Here is a 20,933-nt window from a genome sequence, read left to right as displayed (position 1 = left end):
CCCCTGCTCCGCCGCCACCGCCAGCCCGCGGGCCACGTGCCGCCCCGCGCCCAGGTAGCTGTCCGCCAGGTCGCTCTCCAGCCGCCGCGTGGCGACACCGGTGAGCAGGGTGGCCGCCGTCGCGCTGATGAGCGCGGTGACGAGCACGAACTTCGGCGCCAGCCCCAGCGACTGGCGGAACTGCTGCGACAACTGGGAGGCGAAGGATTGTTGCGGGAGGCTCACGGAATCACCGCCGGGGAAACGACGTCAGCACGGCACCCGCGCGGAGGCGGGCAGGTGAAACAGGCACAGGAGGATCTCACCGGGTGGGTCCTCCCTCGGGGCGTCCGCCCCGGAAGGGGGCGAAGGTACAGCTCTGGAGGATGAGCTCCGGCATCGAGGCCAGAGGCACGCCCTGGTCGGTGGCCTTCACATCCAGCGCGGCGCGAGGCATGCCGAAGACGACCGACGACGCCTCGTCCTGGGAGAAGGTGACGCCGCCCGCCCTGCGGATGGCCAGCAGGCCGCGCGCGCCGTCCTCGCCCATGCCGGTGAGCACCACCCCGCCGCTGCGCCGGCCAAAGGCGGCGGCCAGCGACGTCAGCATCACATCCCCGCTGGGGCAGGGTCCGCCCCGGCTGGGCTGCAGGCGCGCCAGCCCGGCCGCGTCCACCAGCAGGTCATGCCCGTCCAGCGGGAAGTACACGCGGCCCGGCTCCAGCCGCTCGCCGTCCTTGGCGATGGATACCGGCAGCGGCGTCACCTGGGACAGCCAGCGCACCATGCCCTGGGTGAAGCCCACGGTGATGTGCTGGGCGATGAGCAGCGGCACCGGCAGCGAGCGAGGCAGCTTGGACAGCACGTCCGCCAGCGCGGGCGGCCCGCCCGTGGAGGCCACCACGCCGAAGATGTCCACCCGCGCGCCAGTGGGCGGCGGCGGCGCGGTGGCCGCACGCGGCCGGCGGGAGATGACGGGCACTTCCGCCATGAGGCACACCGAGTGCGCCAGCTCCTTGCCCCAGCGGCGCAGCTCCTCTGCGTTCGTCACGTTGGGCTTGCCGATGAGCTCCAGCGCGCCGGCGCTCATCGCCTGGAAGCCCAGGTCCACGCCGCGCTGCTCCGCGACCGCGCTCACCACGAGGATGCGCGCGGGGGACTGGGACATGATGGCGGCGATGGCCCCCGGCCCATCCAGGCCGGGAAGCAGCAGGTCCATGGTGATGACGTCGGGGCGCAGCAGGCGCGCCAGCTGCACGGCGCGGTTGCCGTCTCCCGCACGGCCCACGACTTCGATGCGCGGCTCCTCCGTGAGGAGGGCCGTCAGCATGTTCGCCATGGTGGGCGAATCGTCCACCACGAGGACCCGGATGGGTCGCTGAACGCTCACGCGCGACTCCCCCGGCGGCTCATGACGTCCAGCACCTCCGCCAGCAGACGGCCCGCGGCGCACTCGCGCTTGCTGAGGTAGCCGTCCGCGCCCGCCTTCAGGCCCCGCTCGCGCGCCACCGAACTGTCGTGCGCGGAGACCAGGATGACGGGCAGCGACGCCGTCTCCGGGCGCTCCCGCAGCTTCGCGATGAGCTGGATGCCGTCCATCTCCTCCATGTCCAGGTCGCAGATGACGACGTCGTAGGTGTCCGACTGGAGCCGGTCCAGGGCCCGGGCCCCGCTGGCCGCCAGGTGCACCGTGAAGCCGCCCGCCTCCAGCATGGCCCGGTGCAGCGCCCGCGCGGTGAGCGAGTCGTCCACCACCAGCGCCCGCCGCTGCGCCGACACCTGCACCTGCACCGTCTCCGTCACCAGCCAGTCCGGACGGCAGATGAGCAGCAGCTCGCCACGGCTGAGCGTGGCCGCGCCCTGCCAGGCCGGCACGTCGCGGACTTCCGACGGCAGCGGGCGGATGACCAAATCCCGGTCCCCCACCACCGCGTCCACCACCAGCGCCACGCGCTTGCCACCGCTCTGGACAATCAGCAGCGGCTGCCCTTCGGCCGGCGGCGCCAGGGCGCGCAGGCCCAGCCGCGCCCCCAGGTCCACCACCGACAACAGCTGTCCCTGGTACTCCAAATGCGCCCGGCGCTTGCCCAGGCGCAGCGACTCCGCGCGCGCCAGCTGCGTGGCCTCCACCGCTAGCATGGGCAGGCCCACCAGCTGCTCCAGCACGCGCACCACCAGCACCGGCGAGCTGCCCAGGTCCGTGGGCAGCGTCAGCATGAAGCGCGTGCCCTGCCCCGGCGTGCTCGCGACCTCGATGCGGCCCTGCAGTGCCTCCACCGACGCGCGCACCGCGTCCAGGCCCACGCCGCGGCCGGACGTGTCCGTCACGTCCGTGCGGGTGCTGAAGCCGGACCGGAAGATGAGGTCCCGCAGCTGGTTTTCGTTGAGGCGCACCGTCTCCTCCGCGGTGACGACGCCGCGCTGCTCGGCCAGGCGTCGCACCACCTCCACGTCGATGCCGGCGCCGTCGTCGGACGCCTCCAGGTAGAGCAGGTTGCCCTGCTGCTCCACGCGCAGGGTGAGCGCGCCCTCGTGGTGCTTGCCCGCGCGCTCGCGGTCCGCCGGCAGCTCCAGCCCGTGGTCCACGGCGTTGCGCAGCAGGTGCACCAGCGAGCCCTGCAGCTTCTCCAGCAGGCGCCGGTCCAGCGACACCTCCGCGCCCACCACCGACAGCCGCGCTTCCTTGCCCAGCTGACGGGACAAGTCACGCACCATGCGCTGGAGCGGATCCAGGATGGTGCGCACCGGGCGCGTGGTGATGGCCTTGAGGCCATCCTCCAGCGCGTCGACGATGTCACTCGTCTCCTCGCCGTCGGTGCGCAGCGAGCGCGCGGTGCCGGACAGCGCCGTGCGCGCCTCCGCCGTCTCCGCCAGCAGCCCCTGCTTCGCCAGCAGCACGGCCACCCGCTCCAGCTCGCGGCCCCGCTCCTCCACGCGCAGGCGCACCTCGCGCAGGCGCTCCACCTCGCGCATCAGCGCCGTCACCTGCCACGACGACACGCGCCAGCCCGCGTCCGCGGACTCCGGCAGCGCGTCCGGCAGGGACACGGGCTCCGCGGACGGAGCCGGCGCGGCGACGGCGGCCAGGCTCCCGGAGGCGGCGACCATGGCCGCGGCCTCTTCGGGCGGCGGCGCGTCCGCCACCAGCTGCGCCAGGGCGGCCGCCGGGTCCGGAAGCGCCTCCCCGCGCCCGTCCGCGTGGGCCTGCGCGCGCAGCAGGAAGAGGTCCAGGCCGTGGAGCAGGATGTCCACCACCGGCCGCGGCATCTTCTGAGGGTTCGCCTTCAGCGGGGCGAGCGCGTCCTCCAGCTTGTGGGCGATGTCGCTCAGGTCCTGCATGCCCAGCGAGGCGGCGCTGCCCTTCAGGGTGTGCAGGTGGCGGCCCAGCCGGACGTAGAGCTTGGTGAGGGCATCCGTCTCCAGGCCCTCGCGCTCCAGCTCCAGCAGGTCCATGGTGACCTTCTGGACCACTTCCTGGGCCTCGACGGCGAAGCCCGCGACGAGCCCCTGCAGCATCGGATCAACGGGCATGACGGGCTCCCGTGCCGCGCGTGGCGGAGAACAGCCGCTTCAGGTCGATGAGGTGGATGAGCTGCCGGTCCTGCGTGAAGACCTCCATCACCGCCCCCTCCGCGCGCACCCGCGCGGCTTCCACCGCGCTCATGGGCAGCGTGGTGGGGCGGGGAATGGCCTCGCAGTCCAGCGCGCACAGCTCGCCGTCCCCGCGGTCCACCACCAGCAGCACCGCCGGGTCCTGCCGCCAGCCGTGGCCGCCCAGCAGCGACGCCAGGCTGAGCGCGGCCAGCACCTGGCCCTGGAAGCGCAGCACCCCGACGACGTGCGGCGCCGACAGCGGCACCGGCGACACCATCTTCAGGGGCAGCGCGGCGCGCAGCGACTCCAGGGAGAGCGCGTAGCGCTCCTCACCGAGCGGGAACTCGGCAATCCAGTGGACCGCCTCCTCGACGGTGTTCTCCCCCTGCTCTCGCAGGCGGGACGCGCGCCGCTCCAACAGCTCGAGCGCCTCGGCCTCCTGGGCCGCTTCCAATGTCCGCGGGGTGACCTTCATTCGAGCGCCCCCTGGTTGAGGTAGGCGTCAGCGGACGCCTGGTAGAAACGCGCGGGCAGGGCCTCCGGCCCCTCCACGAGCTGGTCAGGAGGAAGCCGCTCCGCGCGCGAGCGCAAGGCGCGCATCAGCGGCACCGCGCCTTCCCGCGCCCCGGAGCGCTCCCGCAGCAGGGCCAGCTCCAGCAGCCCCGGCAAGTAGTCCGGCGCCTGGCGGACCAGGGCCTCCAGCACGGAGGACGCGCCCACCTCGTCGCCTTCCTCGATGCGCTCCAGCGCATTCAGGTGCAGCCGCGTGGGCGGCGGCGGAGGCGCCACGGGCACCTCGCGCGCCGGAGCGGGCATCAGCGGCGCCACCGGACGGCGGGACGGCGGCGCCACCGGACGGGCGAGGGCGGCGGCGCGGGACGCGGCGGCGGCGCGGGCGTTCAGCTCTTCCTGCGTGAGGAGGCGGAAGGCCTGCAGCTCCGGCGGCCCCTCGCGGACCATGCCCGCGGGGACGCGGTCCACCTCCACGGCGCCCAGGAACAACCAGCCGCCGGGGTTGAGCGTGCGCGACAGGAGGGAGATGGCCGCGTCACGCGCGGCGGGAGTGAAATAGGTGAGCACGTTGCGGCAGAGGATGAAGTCGAAGCGGCCGAAGCGCTCGGGCAGCGGCGCCAGCAGGTTCGCCTGGGCGAAGGTGGTGATGCGGCGGACGGGGGGAAGGATGGTGACCTCGCGCTCGCCCGTCTCCGAGTAGAGCGGGAAGAGGCGCGGCGCGGACTCGCGGCGGGACCACGTCCCGTAGGTGGCGCGGCGCGCCGCCTCCAGGCTGGCCTCGTGGATGTCCGTGCCCAGCACCTCCACGGGGAAGCCGTGCGGCAACGACGCCTGGAGACACGCGGCCAGCGAATACGCCTCCTCGCCAGACGCGCAGCCCGCGCTCCAGCCCCGCAGGGCCAGGGCACCCCGCTGGAGCGCCGCGGGCACGGCCTCGTGGGAGATGAAGCGGAAGTGCTCCGGGTGGCGGAAGAAGTACGTCTCCCCCACCAGGATGGCCTTCACCAGCGCGGTGGCCAGGTGAGAGACGGGAAGGAGCAGTTCGCCCAGCAGGTCGGGCGCGGTGCGCCCGCGAGTCAGCTCCGCGCGAATGACGCGGTCCACCGCCTCGGAGGCAATGGCGTCATTGCGAAAGCCAGTGATGCTGGCCACCACTTCCCGCGCGCGGGCCAGCAGCCGCGGGTCGAGCGCTCCGCTCATGCGTTCCGCCCGGCCTCCGCGGCCTCGAGCATCGCGGGCAGCTCCCGCAAGAGCCCCCGCGCGATGAATACCCGCGGGTCCAGGATGGGCAGCGAACGCCCGCCCGACCGCAGCATGCCGATGAGCCCATCGCGCAGCGGACCATGGTCGGCGCCGCCCACGCGCTCGCGCCGGTCGATGTCCGCCGCCGCGTACTCCTCGGGGTCCTTCACCGTGTCCACGGCGAGCGCCAGCGACACGCCCTCCGCCTCGATGACGACGAGCATGCGCTCCACGCGCGTCAGCTTGTGCTCCACGCCCAGCCGGCGCGCCACGTCCAGCACGCACAGCGCCGCGCCCCGCACCTCCACGTATTCGCGCAGGTACGCCGGCCCGGTGGGCAGCGGCCGGGTCGCCGGATGCAGCAGGACCTCCCGCACCGCGTCCAGCGGAATGGCGAACTCCAGCTCGCCCACCGTCACGCGAAGCACCAACAGCGAGCCCGTGCGCGCCCGCTGCCACGCGCTCGTCATGGCCTCGCCCACCGTCTGCAGCAGCTCATCCGCGCGGAACGGCTTGGCCAGGAAGGTCTCCGCGCCCAGGCCCAGGCACGCCTCCGCGCGCGACTTCTCCGAGGAGATGATGATGACGGGGATGTCGGCCGTGGCCGGGTCCGCCTTCATCCGCTGGAGGACCTCGTCGCCGTCCATCTCCGGCATGGACAAATCGAGCAACACCGCCGCCGGACGCAGGCGTCCCACCTTCTCCAGGGCCTCGCGGCCGTTGCTGGCGGTGTGGATGGTGTAGTGGCCGGAGAGGATGGCCCGCTCCAGCGCGAGAATCGCGTCGCTGTCGTCGACGAGCAGCAGGGACGGCAGGCTCACGGCGGTCAGGCCTTGGTGAGGAACTGACGGACCGTTTCCGTCAGCTCGTGGTGGGACACCGGCTTCTGGATGAAGGCGTTGGCGCCGGCCTCGGTGCCGCGCTGACGCAGGTCCACGTTCTTCTCCGCCGTCAGCAGCAGGATGGGCACCGAGCGGACCTGCGGCATCGCGCTGGCGCGCACCTCCTTGACGAAGGTGATGCCATCCATCCCCGGCATGTTGATGTCCGCGATGACCAGACTCACCGGCACCAGCCGGAGAATCTGCAGCCCCCGGGTCGCATCATCCGCCTCGACGGTCGAGACCTTGAGGTTCATCAGGTAGATCTTGACGATGTTCCGAACCGTCGGGCTGTCGTCCACCAGCAAGACGTTGGTGCTGTGGGTGCTCACTGTGCGGCGGCTCCTGCGCAGGCCCCGCGACGCGCGGAGAGTCCTGCGAAACGTTCAAGACTCTACCGTGAGGGCTCTCACGTGAGAACAGGGGGCGGTCCGGCCCGGTTTCCATCCGGGCAGGCAGGTGTCGGATGACCTCAGAGGGGACGCCCCCGGGTCCAGATGGTCCCGGGGGATGGGCCCTACTCGCCGGCGGGCTTGGGCGGGAGTTCGTCCGCGTCCGGCGTCACCGGAGGCGCGCCAATGGCGTGGTAGCCACCGTCCACGTGGATCATTTCGCCGGTGGTGGAGGGCAGCCAGTCCGACAACAGGGCACACGCGGTGCGGGCCACCATGTCGTGGCTGTCCTTCGCGCTCCAGCCCAGGGGGGCCTGCTGACCCCAGCCACGCTCCAGGGCCTTGAAGCCTGGAATGCCCTTCGCGGCGATGGTGGACAGGGGCCCGGCGGCCAGGGCGTTGACGCGGATGCCCTTGGGGCCCAGGTCCCGCGCCAGGTAGCGCACCGTGGACTCCAGGGCCGCCTTGCACACCCCCATCCAGTCGTAGATGGGCCAGGCGACGCGGTTGTCGAAGTCCAGCGTGACGATGGAGCCCCCCTGCGTCATCAGCGGCAGGCACGCCACCGACAGCTCCTTCAGCGAGAACGTGGAGATGCGGAACGCCGTCTGCACACTCTCCCACGGGGTGTTGAGAAAGTTGCCACCCAAAGCATCTTCGGGCGCAAAGGCAATGGAATGCAACACGCCGTCCACCCGGTCCCACCGTTGACGCAGGGCGTCCGTGAGTGCGGGGAAGTGGGCGGAGTTGGTGACGTCCAATTCCAGCACCTCCATTCCCGGCTTGAGGCGCTTGGCGCTCCGCTCGGTGAGGGACTTGGCCCGACCGAAGCCGGTGAGGAGGACCTCGGCCCCCTGAGCCAGCGCGTGCTCGGCGATGCCGTAGGCCAGGGACTGAGGCGTGAGCACCCCGGTGATGAGCAGCTTCTTGCCTTGGAGCAGCATGGAGACAGCCTCGTTGCGGAAGGGGAAAGACAGGAAACGCGTTCTCTACCATTCCTTCTGGGCGGAATGGTTGAAGTTGCACTCACCTGGGGCATGAATCCACCTGCTCCGCGGCAACGGGTGCGGCTTATCAGCCAGCGGGAGGGCGCTACAAAAGGCGCCGCTAAAACCCCCCAACGGGGCGCCCATCCAGTAAAAGACGACACGCCATGGCGAATTTCCAGGACACGTTTCTTTCCGGCGCCAACATCGACTTCATCGAGGGCCTCTACGCCCGTTATCTGGAGGACCCCGCCAGCGTGGATGCAAGCTGGCGGGAGGTCTTCGACCGCAGCAACGGCGCCGGACGACCCATCTTCAGCACCCGGCTGCTGGAGCCCGTAGCGGCTCCCGCGGCGGCCAAGGAGGGCGGCAAGGGCGCCGCGTCCAAGGCCCAGGTCGCGCCGGCGCCGCAGCCCGTCCCGGTGGCCGCGCCCGGCCAGTCCGTCCAGGACATCTCGCTGCAGGCGCGCGTGGACCACGTCATCTTCGCCTTCCGCCTGCGCGGCCACCTGCGCGCGAAGCTGGATCCGCTCGGCCGTCCGCGCCCGGCGCTGGCGCACGTGGCGGATGTGGCCCTGGTGGATGACAGCCACTTCACCGACGCCGAGGTCCAGCAGCTCGTGGAGACCAATGGCGTGTTCGGCGAGCAGCGCGTGCGCCTGACGGAGCTGCTGGCGCGCCTGCGCCGCACGTACACGGACACCATCGGCGTCGAGTACATGCACATGCTCGACAGCGAGCGCCGCCGCTGGCTGATGCACCGGATGGAGTCCAACGAGAACCGCACCGACTTCTCCCCGGACGAGTGCCGGCACATCCTCACCAAGCTGTCGTACGCGGAGGGCTTCGAGCACTTCCTCCACACCAAGTACGTGGGCGCCAAGCGCTTCAGCCTGGACGGCGGCGAGGCGCTCATCCCCATGCTGGACGCGCTGGGCGAAGTGGCCACCGGCATGGGCCTGAAGGAAATCGTCATCGGCATGGCCCACCGCGGCCGCCTCAACGTGCTGACGAACATCCTGGGCAAGCAGCCGGATCAGATCTTCAGCGAGTTCGACGGTCCCCGGAACCCGCAGGACTACCTGGGCCGCGGCGACGTGAAGTACCACATGGGCTTCTCGTCCGACCACACCACGCGCCAGGGCCGCAAGCTGCACCTGTCGCTGGCCTTCAACCCCAGCCACCTGGAAGCGGTGGACCCGGTGGTGGAGGGCCGCGTGCGCGCCAAGCAGGACCGCGGCGGCGACACCGAGCGCACCAGCGTGATGCCGCTGCTCATCCACGGCGACGCGGCCTTCATCGGCCAGGGCGTGGTGGCGGAGACGCTCAACCTGTCCGGCCTCAAGGGCTACACCACGGGCGGCACGGTCCACATCGTCATCAACAACCAGGTCGGCTTCACCACCGACCCGCACGACTCGCGCTCGTCGCTCTACTCCACCGCCATCGCGCAGATGCTGGACATCCCCGTCTTCCATGTGAACGGGGATGATCCGGAGGCCTGCGTCCACATCGCGAAGCTGGTGGCCGAGTACCGCCAGACGTTCAAGTCGGACGTCGTCATCGACCTGGTCTGCTACCGCCGCTACGGCCACAACGAAGGTGACGAGCCCTCGTTCACGCAGCCGGCGATGTACGACATCATCCGCAAGCACCCGACGGTGCGCACGCTCTACGCGGCGAAGCTGGCGGAGCAGAACAAGGTTCCGGCCGAGGAGTCGGAGGCCATCAAGCAGCGCTGCCAGCAGGAGTTCGACGCGGCGCTCACCCGCGCGCGGCAGGAGAGCCAGTTCAAGGAGCCCAGCGCGCTGGAAGGCCTGTGGAAGCCCTACCAGGGCGGCTCGCTGAAGAGCGCGCCGGACGTGTCCACCGCGGTGGACAAGCAGGTGCTGTGTGATGCGCTGCGCAAGCTGTCCACGCTGCCGGAGGGCTTCAACGTCCACCGCGACGTGGAGCGCACCGTCATCAAGAAGCGCCTGGGCATGCTGGACAGCGGCGAGCTGCAGTGGAGCGAGGGCGAGTCGCTGGCCTACGCCACGCTGCTCTCCGAGGGCTACAACATCCGCATCACCGGCCAGGACAGCGAGCGCGGCACGTTCAGCCACCGCCACGCGGTGGTGCACGACGTGAAGACGGGCGAGAAGTTCGTCCCGCTGCGCCAGTTCGTCAGCGGCAAGGGCAAGAACGGCTTCCACGTCTACAACAGCCCGCTGTCGGAGATGGGCGTGCTCGGCTTCGAGTACGGCTACAGCCTGGACGTGCCGGACGGTCTGACGGCCTGGGAAGCGCAGTTCGGCGACTTCGGCAACGGCGCGCAGATCATCATCGACCAGTTCATCGCCGCCGGTGAGAGCAAGTGGCGCCGCCTCAGCGGCCTCACCCTGCTGTTGCCGCACGGCTACGAAGGCCAGGGCCCGGAGCACTCCAGCGCGCGTCTGGAGCGCTTCCTGGACCTGTGCGCCGAGGACAACATCCAGGTCTGCTACCCCACCACGCCGGCCCAGATTTTCCACCTGCTGCGCCGCCAGGTGCTGCGCCCGGTGCGCAAGCCGCTGGTCATCATGTCGCCCAAGAGCCTGCTGCGCCGGCCGGAGGCCACCAGCAAGGTGGAGGAGCTGGCCACGGGCACCTTCCAGGAAGTCATCCTGGACCGGGTGAACCCGGCGGGCGTGACGCGGCTGCTGCTGTGCAGCGGCAAGGTGTACTACGACCTGGTGAAGGCGCGGGACGAGCGCAAGGACGAAAGCATCGCCATCGTCCGGCTGGAGCAGCTCTACCCGTTCGCCTCCGACGTGCTGGCGGGGCTCATCGCGAAGATGCCGAAGCTCGCCGAGCTGCTGTGGGTGCAGGAAGAGCCGCGCAACGCCGGCGCGTGGCACTTCATGTTCCCCCGCCTGCACGACCTGGCCTCCACGCAGTCGAAGCAGCAGGTGAAGATCGGCTACATCGGTCGCGCCGAAGCCGCCAGCCCCGCCACGGGCTTCCCCAAGACGCACGAATACGAGCAGCAGCTCATCATCGAGGAAGCCATCCTCCGAGGGACCAAGAATGGCCGTTGAAATCAAAGTGCCCCCCCTGGGCGAATCCATCACCGAAGCCGTCGTCGGCAAGTGGAACAAGAAGCCGGGTGACGCCGTCACCGCCGACGAGCCGCTCGTCGTCCTGGAGACCGACAAGGTCACCATCGACGTGCCGGCCCCGTCCGCGGGCTCGCTGTCCAGCATCGCCTTCAAGGAGGGCGACAAGGTCCGCGTGGGCGAGGTGCTCGGCCTCCTCGAGGCAGGCGCCGGCGCTCCCGCCGCCAAGCCCGCCGCCGCGGCTCCGGCTCCTGCCGCCGCGCCCGCTCCCGCCGCCGAGGCGCCCGCCGCGTCCGACGCGCGCTCCACGCCCACCGCGCGCAAGGTGGCCGAAGAGAACCGCGTGGACATCTCCCAGGTGAAGGGCAGCGGCGCCGGTGGCCGCGTGCACAAGGACGACGTGCTGGGTCAGCTCAACCGCCCGGCCACGCCCGCCGCCCCGGCGCAGCCCGCCGGCCCCCGCCCGAACGCCGCCCGCGAGGAGCGCGTGCGGATGACGCCGCTGCGCAAGCGCGTGGCTGAGCGCCTCATCCAGGCCCAGTCCACCGCCGCCATGCTCACCACCTTCAACGAGGTGGACATGGGCGAGGTGATGGCCCTGCGCAAGAAGTACAACGACAAGTTCCAGCAGAAGCACGGCGTGAAGCTCGGCTTCATGAGCTTCTTCATCCGTGCCTCCGTCGAGGCCCTCAAGGCCTTCCCGCAAATCAACGCGGAGATTGACGGTGAGGACGTCATCTTCAAGCACTACTACGACATCGGCGTGGCCGTCAGCGGCAGCCGCGGTCTGGTGGTGCCGGTGGTGCGCAACGCGGACAAGCAGGGCCTGGCGGAGCTGGAGAAGTCCGTGGGCGAGCTGGGCACCAAGGCGCGCAATGACAAGCTGGCCCTGGCCGACCTCCAGGGTGGCACCTTCACCATCACCAACGGCGGCATCTTCGGCTCCATGCTGTCCACGCCCATCCTCAACCCGCCGCAGACGGGCATCCTGGGCATGCACAACATCGTCGAACGCCCCGTGGCCCGCGACGGCCAGGTCGTGATTCGGCCCATCATGTACATCGCGCTCACCTACGACCACCGGCTGGTCGACGGCCGCGAGGCCGTTCAGTTCCTGGTGCGCGTGAAGGAGTGCATCGAGGACCCGGAGCGGCTGCTCCTGGACGTCTGACTTCAGGCCCGGCATCCGGGCAAGACTTGCATTCCGGGCGGCCGGCTGGACTTCCAGCCGGCCGTTTCACTACAACTGGGAGTGTCTCCCGGTTGTCGGGGGGCGGGAAGAACGGGCGGCTCTCCTCGCGCCGCCCCGCAAGACTGAAGGACGTGCAATGGCAACCGGTACCGTGAAGTGGTTCAACGACGCGAAGGGCTTTGGCTTCATCACCCAGGACGGCGGCGGTGAAGACGTGTTCTGCCACCACACCGCCATCAACATGGACGGCTTCCGCACCCTGGCTGAAGGCCAGAAGGTGGAGTTCGAAGTCACCCGTGGCCCCAAGGGCCTCCAGGCGCAGAACGTCCGCGCCGCCGGCTAACGCGTCCGTCAGCCACTCCCTCCGGACTGGCCGATGACAAGAGGCCCGGCCCCACCTACCTGGGGACCGGGCCTCTGGTTTTTCAAGCCCTGGGGCCGCGCGGCCTACAGGTTGCGCTTGAAGTGGTCCATGACGCGCTCCCACTGGCGCTCGGTGACGAGCGGGTCGGGCACCATGTGCGTCAGGCCGCTCAGCGGCAGCAAGTCATGCGGCTTGCCGGCGCGGAAGAGCGCGTCGCTCAGCTTCAGCGTGTGGAAGAAGTAGACGTTGTCGTCCGCGGTGCCGTGGATGAGCAGCAGCTTGCCCATGGGCTTGTCCTGCTTCGCGTACGTGAGCAGCGAGCTCTTCTCGTAGGCCTCCGGGTTCTGCTGCGGCACGCCCAGGTAGCGCTCGGTGTAGTGGGTGTCGTAGTCCAGCCAGTCCACCACCGGGGCGCCGGCCACGCCGGCCTTGAAGACGTCCGGGCGCTTGAGCACGGCCAGCGCGGACATGTACCCGCCGAAGCTCCAGCCGGAGATGCCCACGCGGGACAAATCCAGCTCCGGGACTTCCTTGGCCAGCGCCTGGAGCGCGGCGACCTGGTCCTCCAGCGTGACGCCGGAGAAGTCGCCCTTCACCTCGCGCTCCCACTTCGCGCCGCGCAGCGGGGTGCCGCGGCCGTCAATCTTCACCACGAGGAAGCCCTGGTCCGCCACCCACTGCGACATCAGGTGCGCGGCCATGCTCTTGTGGACCACGGTGGTGGTGGGGCCGCCGTACACCTCGACGATGACGGGCAGCTTCTTGCCGGGCTTGAAGTCGCGCGGGCGCACCAGGGACGTCCAGAAGCGCTCGGGGCCCACCTGCCGCTGCTCCACGTTGGGCGTGTAGGGCGGCTCCTTCGCCACCGAGGGCAGCTCGCCCACGGTGGTTCCGTCCGCGCGCACCACCTGCACCTTGGGCATGGACTTGAGGCCCTGGCCATTCATCACCATCAGCCCGCCGCTCTTGGACACCGAGCCCGACTCGATGTCGAGCCCCGTCGTCACCTTCTCCGGCGCGCCACCGGCCTTCACGCGCCACAGGTGGCTCTGCGTGGGGTTGGGGCCGCCGTTGAAGTAGAGCGTGTCATCCTTCTGGATGTAGCGCGCCAGCGAGCGGAAGCCCGCGTCCGGCTTCACCAGGGTGCGCACCAGCGTGCCGTCCGCCTTGCGCAGCTCCACCTCCGGGCCGCCGTTGCGCTCCGTGTACCAGAGGAAGCCGCTGCCATCCTCCAGCCACAGCGGGAAGACCTGCTCCAGGTTGAGCCAGGCGGCGTCCTGCTCCGTCAGCAGCTCCCGCGACTTGCCCGTGCGCGGGTCCACCGCGAGCAGCTTCTGCTCGGTCTGCTCCCGGTTCTGCACCAGCGCGGTGAGCGGACCGCCCTTGGGCCACGTCACGGTGGCCAGGTACGGGTACTTCGCCGCGTCCCACTGCGCCCACACGGTCTTCCCACCGGTGACGGGGGTGATGCCCAGGCGCACCTTGGCGTTGGCCTTGCCGGGGCGAGGGTACGCGAAGTCCTCGCCGCCGCGCTCGGGGTGCATCACGTCGACGATGGTGAGCTTCTCCACCTCCGTCGTATCCGCCTCCGTGTACGCGATGGACTTCGCGTCCGGGCTCCACCAGTAGCCGGTGAAGCGCCCCATCTCCTCCTGGGCGACGAACTCGGCCACGCCGTGCGACTTCGCCTCGGTGCCGCCCTTGGTGACGCGGTGCTCGCGGTTGGCGGCCACGTCGATGCGGTACACGTCGTGCTCCCGCACGTAGGACACCTGCTTGCCGTCCGGGGAGAAGCGCGGATCCAACGTGCCCGGGCCCGTCTTCAGCTCCGTCACCTTGCCGCTGGCGCGGTCCACCACGTAGAGGCGGCCGGACAGGGGCACCAGCAGCCGGTTGCCGTCCTCGGACACCTGGTAGCTGGTGAAGCCCCGGGCGCTGACGCGCATGCGCTCACGGCGGGCCTTCTCCTCGGGGGTGAGCGTCTCCTCGGCGCCCTTGAGGATGGCCTCGGGGGTGAGCAGCTCCCGCGTCTGCCCGCTCTCCACGTCGAACGCGTAGAGCGTCTGCACGTTGGACGTGGGCTGGGTGCGCAGGAAGAGGATGCTCTTCTCGTCGGGGGAGATGCGCACGCCGCCGGGCCGGCCGCTCATGAAGCGGCGCGTCTCCGAGAACTGGCGCAGGAAGGGGTCTTGCGACCGCTGCGTCTTGGACATGGTCAGGGGCTTCTGCTCCTGGGCGGAGGACGAAGCGCTCGCAAGCAGGAGCGCGGCGGTGAGGACGTGGCGCATGCGTCGTCGAATCCCCGCGGGAAGGGCGGGGCTCCTTTCGTGGAAAGGTGCGGGACAGCCTACACTCGGCGGCCTCGCGGCCGGAGCAAACGCCTGGCGTGCTGGAGGATTCCCGACGCAATGGAAACGGAAGACGACGCCCTGCGGCACCTGCGCCTGGCCGGCATCATCCGACTGGGCCTGGGCGGGGGGCGTGGCCCCCGAGACGCCTACGTGTTCGACCCGCACCGGCTCGCCCTCCCCGCCTGGGCCTGCGCCCTGGGTGACACGGAGGGCCCCGCCCTGCTGGTGACGCTGGACCGGCACCTGGACACCGTGATGCCCCGGGCCCCCGCGGCCGTGCCGGACCGGACGGCCGGGCTGCGCGCGCTGGATGAACATGCCCGCTGGGCGCTGGACGTGCGCAACTACGACCACATCCTCGCGGCCATGGAGGCCGGGCTGGTGGGAGACGCGCTGCTGATTGCCCGCGCCCGCCCCCGCGGCGCCTTCACGGGGGACACCTACGTGGACAGCCGGGGCCGGCCGCACCGACTGGTGGCGGTGCCCACCGTGGACCGGGCGGCGGAGGCCTACAGCCGCCCTGCCCCCGGCGACGCCGTGCGCGACGTGCTGGACGCGGCCGGCCGGGTGCTGCTGGACGTGGACCTGGACTGCTTCACGTCCCTGAGCGACGCGGACCCGACGACGGTGCTCCCCTGGCCCCGGCAGGTGATTCGCGAGTTCCTGCTCCCAGAGGACTCGGAGCCCTTCTGGGACGCGGTGCTGCGAAAGACGGTGGCGCTGACGCTGGCGCGCGAGCCCCACCACTGCGGCGGGCTGCTCGCGTCCGGGGACTTGTTCCAGGACGCAGCCCAGGTGCTGTTCCGGGAGCTCTTGCGCACCGAGCCCCCGTGAGCCACGCCGCGCGCTACAGCGGCGTCTCCATGAAGTTGGGCCGCACGTCCGTCATCTGCCCGCCCGCGAAGGAGAAGCGGCTGCCCACCGGCGGCCGGGCGTCGTTGAGCACGTAGCCGAAGTCCACGCGGAAGGGCAGGACGTTGAACTGCGGGAAGAGCAGCCGCAGGCCCATGCCCACCGTGTGCACCATGGCGGGCCGGTCATTGAAGGCGCTGCCCGAGTCCCAGAAGAGCACGCCGCCCAGGTGCACCGTCTTCACGACGATGGGGCGGCTTCGGTACTCCAGGTTGAAGAGCAAGAGCCGCCGGCCGGAGTACGCATCCGCGCCCGCGCCGCGCAGGCCGTTGGCGCCGCCCAGCAGGTGGATGCGGTCGAACAGGTCGTCGATATTCACATCCAGCAGCCCGCGCGCCACGAAGCGCCCGCCCAGCACCTTGGGCGACACCTCAATCACCTCCGCCGCCCAGCGCCGGTTGGTCCACGCGCCCCGAGGCCCCAGGGGCCGGCGGACGGCGCCCGACAGGGAGGCGGTGGTGAGCGTGTCCCCCAGCCGCAGGCGGTAGCGCAGCGCCAGCCCGCCTTCGACGAAGTGGCTTTGCTCGCCAAACACCGGCGGCGCGTAGCGCAGGGTGGCCGCCACCCAGTGGCCCATTTGGAAGTCCTCGGCCAGGACGTACGAGTCCACGTCCCGCAGCACCTCGTAGCGCGCGTCGAAGGCGCGCAGGCTCAGGCCGACGTAGCCGGCGTCCTCGGCGCGCGGCAGGTAGTTGCGGTTGAACCACTCCGACTGCTCCGGGGACAGGCCGGACGCCAGCGGCGCGCCGTAGGCGTAATGGTAGGCCCCCACCGTGCCGCCCACGTTCCACTTGTAGCGGGTGCCCATCGAGCGCGTGTACGAGAGGCCGCCCACCACCTCTTCGGTCCGGTAGATGTAGGGCACCGCGGGCCCGCCTGGGAATGGCAACTGCCAGATGGACGCGCCCCGGTAGACGCGGTTGGTCTCCACGTTCCAGGACACGGAGGCGCTGGCGCTCCACGGCGTGGACAGCGAGTACAACGGCCGGCTCACCGCGAAGCTGCCGCGCGAGCCCTCCGTCTTGCCCGTCTCCCGCCCTTGGATGACGGCGATGGACTCGCTCAGCGACCAGCGGCTGCCCAGCACACGCGGGTCGGTGTAGCTCTGCCCCAGACTGAGGGTGTCCTGCCGCAGCACGAAGTCCACGGCGATGCGCTTGCCGCGCCCCAGGAAGTTCTGCTCCGTGCCCTGCAGCTTCAGATACTGGAGCAGCGAGCCCACCGCCGCGAAGTCACTGTTGAGCCGCAGCGACCAGATGTCCTTGGTGACGGCCATCAGCGCCACCGAGTCCGGCGTGCGCCCCTTCACCGCCACCAGGCGGACCATGGAGAACAGGCGCAGCCCACGCAGGTTGCGCGCCGTCTCCTGGGCGAGCACCTCCGAGTACGGCGCCCCCACCTGGAGCAGCACCTCGCGCCGGACGACGTCGTCCCGCGTCCGGGCATGGAAGATGTTGAGGAAGTCCGGGAAGGGGTCGATTTCGGCCACCACGTCCTCGGTGGCCACCAACACCTCTTCCAGAATCTTGCCCTCCGGCGCCGGCTCCAGCACCCGTCCATGCCGGGCCAGGGCCTCGTCAATCAGCGCGTCCTCGTAGTTGTCGATGGCCGACGCGAGCCCCTGCTCCGGCGCGTCAGACGACGCTTCCGACGAGGAAGGCGCGGCCGCGAGAGACGTGGCGACGAGCAACGCAGGCAGCGAAAGCGGCACGCAAGGCATCCTGTCATGAGCCGCGGCATTGCCCCTGGACAATGCCGCGCTCTGTTACATCGCTGGATTTCCAGCTTTCACGGTCGCGTCGAAAATATACATGGGGGAAGCAACCGCGAAGCCCACTGGGTGGATAATGACGGCATGACCAGCGTCGTCGGCCCCCGCCGCTCGCCCCTCTCCGCTCGCCCGACCACCGAAACCGCCCGTGAGACGACGTCCTCCCCCAGGACGACCTCCTCCGCGGCCACCAGCTCGTTCCAGCCCGCGCGGCCGGGACTCGAGGGCACCACGCCTTCGATGCTGACGAAGCTCGGCGCCGTTTTCGTTCCCCAGACGCCCACCGCGACGCAGGCGGCGGCCTCCCACCTGAAGGCCGCGGCCGGTACACCGGCGGCGTCGCTGGTCCACAGCACGACGCCCAACGCGGACATCAAGGACCACACCACCATCGAGAGCACCATCGACGTCCCCGAGGACGCCACGGTGGAGTCGCTCAAGCTCAACCTGGACATCGAGCACACCTACCGGGGCGACCTGAAGGTGACGCTGACCTCGCCGTCCGGCAAGAGCGCGGTGGTGTCGAACCGCAAGGGAGGTTCGTCGGATGACCTGACGGGCGCCTTCGACCTGTCCGCGTTCAAGGGCGAGCCCACGAAGGGCACCTGGACGCTGGAAGTGCAGGACGCGGCGCGCGGCGACACCGGCACGCTGAAGTCGTGGGGCCTGGACATCGCCCCGCAGACGCCGGTGACGGAGCCCGAGGCGCCGGAAGAGCCCGAAGGTGGCCTCTTCGAGGGCCTGCGCGACGGCGCGCTGCTGGACGCGCTCCAGGACTACGCGTCCGGCAAGAAGGTGGTCAGCTACAACGAGGCCCGCCGGCTGATGTTCTCCAGCCTGGACGTGAACGAGGACGGCAACGTCGTCTGCGTCTACACGGGCGCCGAAGTCAAAGGCGGCAAGATTCCCAACAACTCGGTGATGAACACCGAGCACACCTGGCCCCAGTCGAAGGGCGCCACGGGCGCGGCGAAGAGCGACCTGCACCACCTCTACCCCACCGACAGCAAGGCCAACTCCCGGCGCAGCAGCTTCCCGTTCGGCGAAGTGGTCAACGTGCGGTGGAGCCAGAACGGCGCCAAGCTGGGCACCGACGCGCGCGGCAACATGGTCTTCGAGCCGCCCGACGCCCACAAGGGCAACGTGGCGCGCGCGATGTTCTACTTCTCCGCCACCTACAACAAGGCCATCCCCAACGACGAGGAGGCGGCGCTCAAGGCGTGGAACAAGCTCGACACGGTGGACGCCGCCGAAATCGAGCGCAACCGCCGCATCGCCACCATCCAGGGCAACTCCAACGCCTTCGTCGAGGACTCGGCGCTCGCGGACCGCGTGAAGGACTTCTAGGCCCCCGCGGAGCGCAGTTCCCCATCACGCAGGGGCGGCAGCTTCTCGCCCCGCGCCACCGCCGCGACGATTTTCGCCAGCCGGTCCACGCCGTCCGACAGGGCGGCGGGCCCCGGCTGGAGGATGAGCGAGCTCTTCACTTCGTAGAGCTGGTCGTCCACCACTGCCCGGACCCCGGTCCACCCGGGGCGGGCGACGATTTTCTCCCGCTTCGCCTTGCGTCCGCACCAGCTGGCGATGACGCCCTCCGGGTCGCGCCGCGCCACCTCCTCCGGCGCGAAGATGCGGCCCTGCGCCCCCTGTGACGCGCGCGACTCCCGGCACACGTCCACGCCGCCCACCAGCTCCACCAGCTCCGAACACCAGCGGATGCCGGAGATGAGCGGCTCATGCCACTCCTCGAAGAAGATGCGCGGCCGGCGTGGAAGCGACTCCGCCGCGTCCGCGTGCCGCTCCAGGTTCGCGGTCAGCTCGGTGGCCAGCGCCTCCGCGGCTTCCGGCCGCCCCACCAGCGCGCCCGTCAGCCGCACGGACTGCAGGATTTCCGCGAGGGAGCGCTGGTTGAACAGGTAGACGGGCACGCCCCGCTTCGCCAGCTCGCGGCCGATGTCCGCCTGCAAGTCGGAGAAGCCCAGCACCAGGTCCGGCTTCAGCTCCAGGATGCGCTCGAAGTTCGCGTCCAGGAACGAGCTGACCCGCGGCTTCTTGCGCGCCTGGGGCGGACGCACGGTGAAGCCGGACACGCCCACCACCAGCTCCTCCGCGCCCAGGCGGTAGAGCACCTCCGTCGTCTCCTCGGTGAGGCAGACGACGCGGCGGGGATAGGGCGGGGCACCGGAGAGCAGCTCGGACAGGCGGGCATTCATGCGGGGCCGCACCCTAACGCGGCCGCCGCCGCGCTACGGGTCCGTAGCACGCGTCCGCGCGCGTGGACCGGGCTTTCTCCGCACTCCCAGTCACGACACGGCGAGCGTGTGTCACCTGTGAAACGTTGTCGCGCCCGAGCCGGATTCTCGGCCGGTGGCGCACTGCGCCAACCCGGCAGGTCGCTTGGGAGGTGGACGATTGCAGTGTTAGCATCTGCCCTCATGTGCGACCGGCGTGTCACGTGCCTCACCGGTCGGTGGGGGCAGTCATGATGGAGAGCAACGCCCCGACGAATGGCGCCCCCCCCGACGTCGCGGACCCGATGCTGGGCCGGGTCCTGAACGAGCGCTTCCGCATCCTGGAGACGCTTGGCGCCGGAGGCATGGGCCGCGTCTACAAGGCCGTGCAGTCACCGCTGGACCGGCTGGTGGCGCTCAAGGTGCTCAACCCTCAGTACGGAGAGGGCAAGGACCCGGGCTTCCAGAAGCGCTTCTTCCTGGAGGCCAGCGTCACCGCGAAGCTGCGCCACCCGAACACCGTCACCGTCATCGACTACGGCAAGACGGAAGACGGCATCTACTACATCGCCATGGAGTACCTGGAGGGGCTGACGCTGGGCCAGCTCCTCACGCAGATGGGTCCGCTGCCGTGGCCGCGCGCGCTCAACATCACCCAGCAGATCGCCCGCTCGCTGCGCGAGGCGCACAAGGTCGGCCTCATCCACCGCGACCTCAAGCCCGCCAACGTCATGGTCCTCAATCAGGAGACGGACCACGACGTGGTGAAGGTGCTCGACTTCGGCCTGGTGAAGTCCTTCATCGGCGACGCGGCGCCCGTGTCACAGGACACGTCCATCACGCAGGCGGGCATCATCCTGGGCTCGCCGCAGTACATGGCGCCGGAGCAGGCGCGCAACATCGCCGACCCGCGCAGTGACGTGTACAGCCTGGGCGTGGTGCTCTATCAGATGCTGATGGGGCGGCCGCCCTTCCTGGCCGCGCAGAGCATCGACGTCATCGTCAAGCACATCAACGAACTGCCGCCCGCCTTCGGCTCGCTCTACCCCAACCATGGCATCCCCGGAGAGGTGGAGGCCCTGGTGATGAAGTGCCTGGCCAAGACGCCACCGGAGCGCTACCAGTCCATGGACGAGGTGATGGAGGCCATGCGCCGCACCATGTCCACGGTGGGCGTCAGCGGCGCCTTCAGTGGCGCACGCTTCGCGGGCGCGGGCATCAGCGGCGTCGGTGGCAGCGGCCCCATCAGCGGGCCCCACGGAAGCGGCCCCCACGGCGCGGCCGGCTCCGGTCCCGCCACCGTGGCGTTGGACATCTCCGTGGAGGAGGCGCCGGTCAAGGGCCGCAAGCCGCTGGGGATGATCCTCGGCGGAGGCGCGCTGCTGGTGGGCATTGGCGTGGCCCTGGTGATGGCGACGCGCCCCACCCCGCCCGCCAAGCCCATCGTC

Annotated in this window: 16 protein-coding genes and 1 pseudogene; 6 read left to right on the top strand and 11 right to left on the bottom strand. The window is 70.4% G+C overall.

Annotated elements, in window-relative coordinates; genetic code table 11:
* From FL344_RS34520 to fabI, 8 genes and pseudogenes are all read right to left on the bottom strand, one after another.
* Positions 1-225: pseudogene (locus FL344_RS34520) on the bottom strand (methyl-accepting chemotaxis protein); the annotation flags it as partial.
* 76 nt (positions 226-301) lie between these two features.
* Positions 302-1,369, bottom strand: a complete 1,068-nt coding sequence (locus FL344_RS34515; protein ID WP_141594516.1) for a chemotaxis protein CheB — start codon at positions 1,367-1,369, stop codon at positions 302-304.
* Positions 1,366-3,510: a response regulator gene (locus tag FL344_RS34510; RefSeq protein WP_141621522.1), complete on the bottom strand. Its 2,145-nt coding sequence runs from the start codon at positions 3,508-3,510 to the stop codon at positions 1,366-1,368. Before FL344_RS34510 ends, FL344_RS34515 begins: the two co-directional genes overlap by 4 nt.
* Positions 3,500-4,048: a chemotaxis protein CheW gene (locus FL344_RS34505; protein WP_011555979.1), complete on the bottom strand. Its 549-nt coding sequence runs from the start codon at positions 4,046-4,048 to the stop codon at positions 3,500-3,502. The genes FL344_RS34510 and FL344_RS34505 overlap by 11 nt, the downstream gene beginning before the upstream one ends.
* Positions 4,045-5,286: a protein-glutamate O-methyltransferase CheR gene (locus FL344_RS34500; RefSeq protein ID WP_141621521.1), complete on the bottom strand. Its 1,242-nt coding sequence runs from the start codon at positions 5,284-5,286 to the stop codon at positions 4,045-4,047. Before FL344_RS34500 ends, FL344_RS34505 begins: the two co-directional genes overlap by 4 nt.
* Entirely contained in the window at positions 5,283-6,149 is an 867-nt protein-coding gene (locus FL344_RS34495; RefSeq protein ID WP_141621520.1) for a response regulator, read from the bottom strand. Before FL344_RS34495 ends, FL344_RS34500 begins: the two co-directional genes overlap by 4 nt.
* A 5-nt stretch (positions 6,150-6,154) precedes the next feature.
* Positions 6,155-6,541, bottom strand: coding sequence for a response regulator (locus FL344_RS34490; RefSeq protein ID WP_011555982.1), 387 nt, complete (start codon positions 6,539-6,541; stop codon positions 6,155-6,157).
* 185 nt (positions 6,542-6,726) lie between these two features.
* On the bottom strand, positions 6,727-7,545 hold the full coding sequence (gene fabI / locus FL344_RS34485; protein WP_011555983.1) for an enoyl-ACP reductase FabI: 819 nt from the start codon (positions 7,543-7,545) through the stop codon (positions 6,727-6,729).
* A gap of 209 nt (positions 7,546-7,754) precedes the next feature.
* On the opposite strand from fabI, the gene FL344_RS34480 reads away from it, so the two are divergent.
* The 3 genes from FL344_RS34480 (at position 7,755) to FL344_RS34470 (ending at position 12,199) form a co-directional block, all read left to right on the top strand.
* Positions 7,755-10,646, top strand: coding sequence for a 2-oxoglutarate dehydrogenase E1 component (locus FL344_RS34480; RefSeq protein ID WP_141594512.1), 2,892 nt, complete (start codon positions 7,755-7,757; stop codon positions 10,644-10,646).
* Positions 10,636-11,835, top strand: coding sequence for a 2-oxoglutarate dehydrogenase complex dihydrolipoyllysine-residue succinyltransferase (gene odhB / locus FL344_RS34475; RefSeq protein ID WP_141621519.1), 1,200 nt, complete (start codon positions 10,636-10,638; stop codon positions 11,833-11,835). Before FL344_RS34480 ends, odhB begins: the two co-directional genes overlap by 11 nt.
* Positions 11,836-11,992: 157 nt before the next feature.
* Positions 11,993-12,199: a cold-shock protein gene (locus FL344_RS34470; protein WP_011555986.1), complete on the top strand. Its 207-nt coding sequence runs from the start codon at positions 11,993-11,995 to the stop codon at positions 12,197-12,199.
* 104 nt (positions 12,200-12,303) lie between these two features.
* On the opposite strand, the gene FL344_RS34465 is transcribed toward FL344_RS34470, so the two are convergent.
* Positions 12,304-14,508, bottom strand: coding sequence for a DPP IV N-terminal domain-containing protein (locus FL344_RS34465; RefSeq protein ID WP_141621518.1), 2,205 nt, complete (start codon positions 14,506-14,508; stop codon positions 12,304-12,306).
* Positions 14,509-14,628: 120 nt separating this feature from the next.
* Here FL344_RS34465 and FL344_RS34460 point away from each other — a divergent pair, with 120 nt between their 5' ends.
* On the top strand, positions 14,629-15,405 hold the full coding sequence (locus FL344_RS34460; RefSeq protein ID WP_141621517.1) for a UPF0489 family protein: 777 nt from the start codon (positions 14,629-14,631) through the stop codon (positions 15,403-15,405).
* 13 nt (positions 15,406-15,418) lie between these two features.
* Here FL344_RS34460 and FL344_RS34455 read toward each other — a convergent pair whose 3' ends face one another.
* Positions 15,419-17,203: a BamA/TamA family outer membrane protein gene (locus FL344_RS34455; RefSeq protein ID WP_228565578.1), complete on the bottom strand. Its 1,785-nt coding sequence runs from the start codon at positions 17,201-17,203 to the stop codon at positions 15,419-15,421.
* A gap of 135 nt (positions 17,204-17,338) precedes the next feature.
* Between FL344_RS34455 and FL344_RS34450 the strand changes: the two genes are divergently transcribed.
* On the top strand, positions 17,339-18,601 hold the full coding sequence (locus FL344_RS34450) for an endonuclease (protein ID WP_141621515.1): 1,263 nt from the start codon (positions 17,339-17,341) through the stop codon (positions 18,599-18,601).
* Here FL344_RS34450 and FL344_RS34445 read toward each other — a convergent pair.
* Positions 18,598-19,467, bottom strand: coding sequence for a cobalamin-binding protein (locus FL344_RS34445; protein ID WP_141594410.1), 870 nt, complete (start codon positions 19,465-19,467; stop codon positions 18,598-18,600). The genes FL344_RS34450 and FL344_RS34445 overlap by 4 nt on opposite strands.
* Positions 19,468-19,736: 269 nt before the next feature.
* On the opposite strand from FL344_RS34445, the gene FL344_RS34440 reads away from it, so the two are divergent.
* Positions 19,737-20,933, top strand: a 1,197-nt coding sequence (locus tag FL344_RS34440; protein ID WP_141621514.1) for a serine/threonine-protein kinase, incomplete at its 3' end; no start/stop codon positions are given.

It is taken from the genome of Myxococcus sp. AB036A (assembly GCF_006547355.1).
Classification (GTDB): domain Bacteria; phylum Myxococcota; class Myxococcia; order Myxococcales; family Myxococcaceae; genus Myxococcus; species Myxococcus virescens.
The sequence above is the reverse complement of the archived record's forward strand: the minus strand, read 5'-3'. Positions and strand labels throughout refer to the sequence as shown.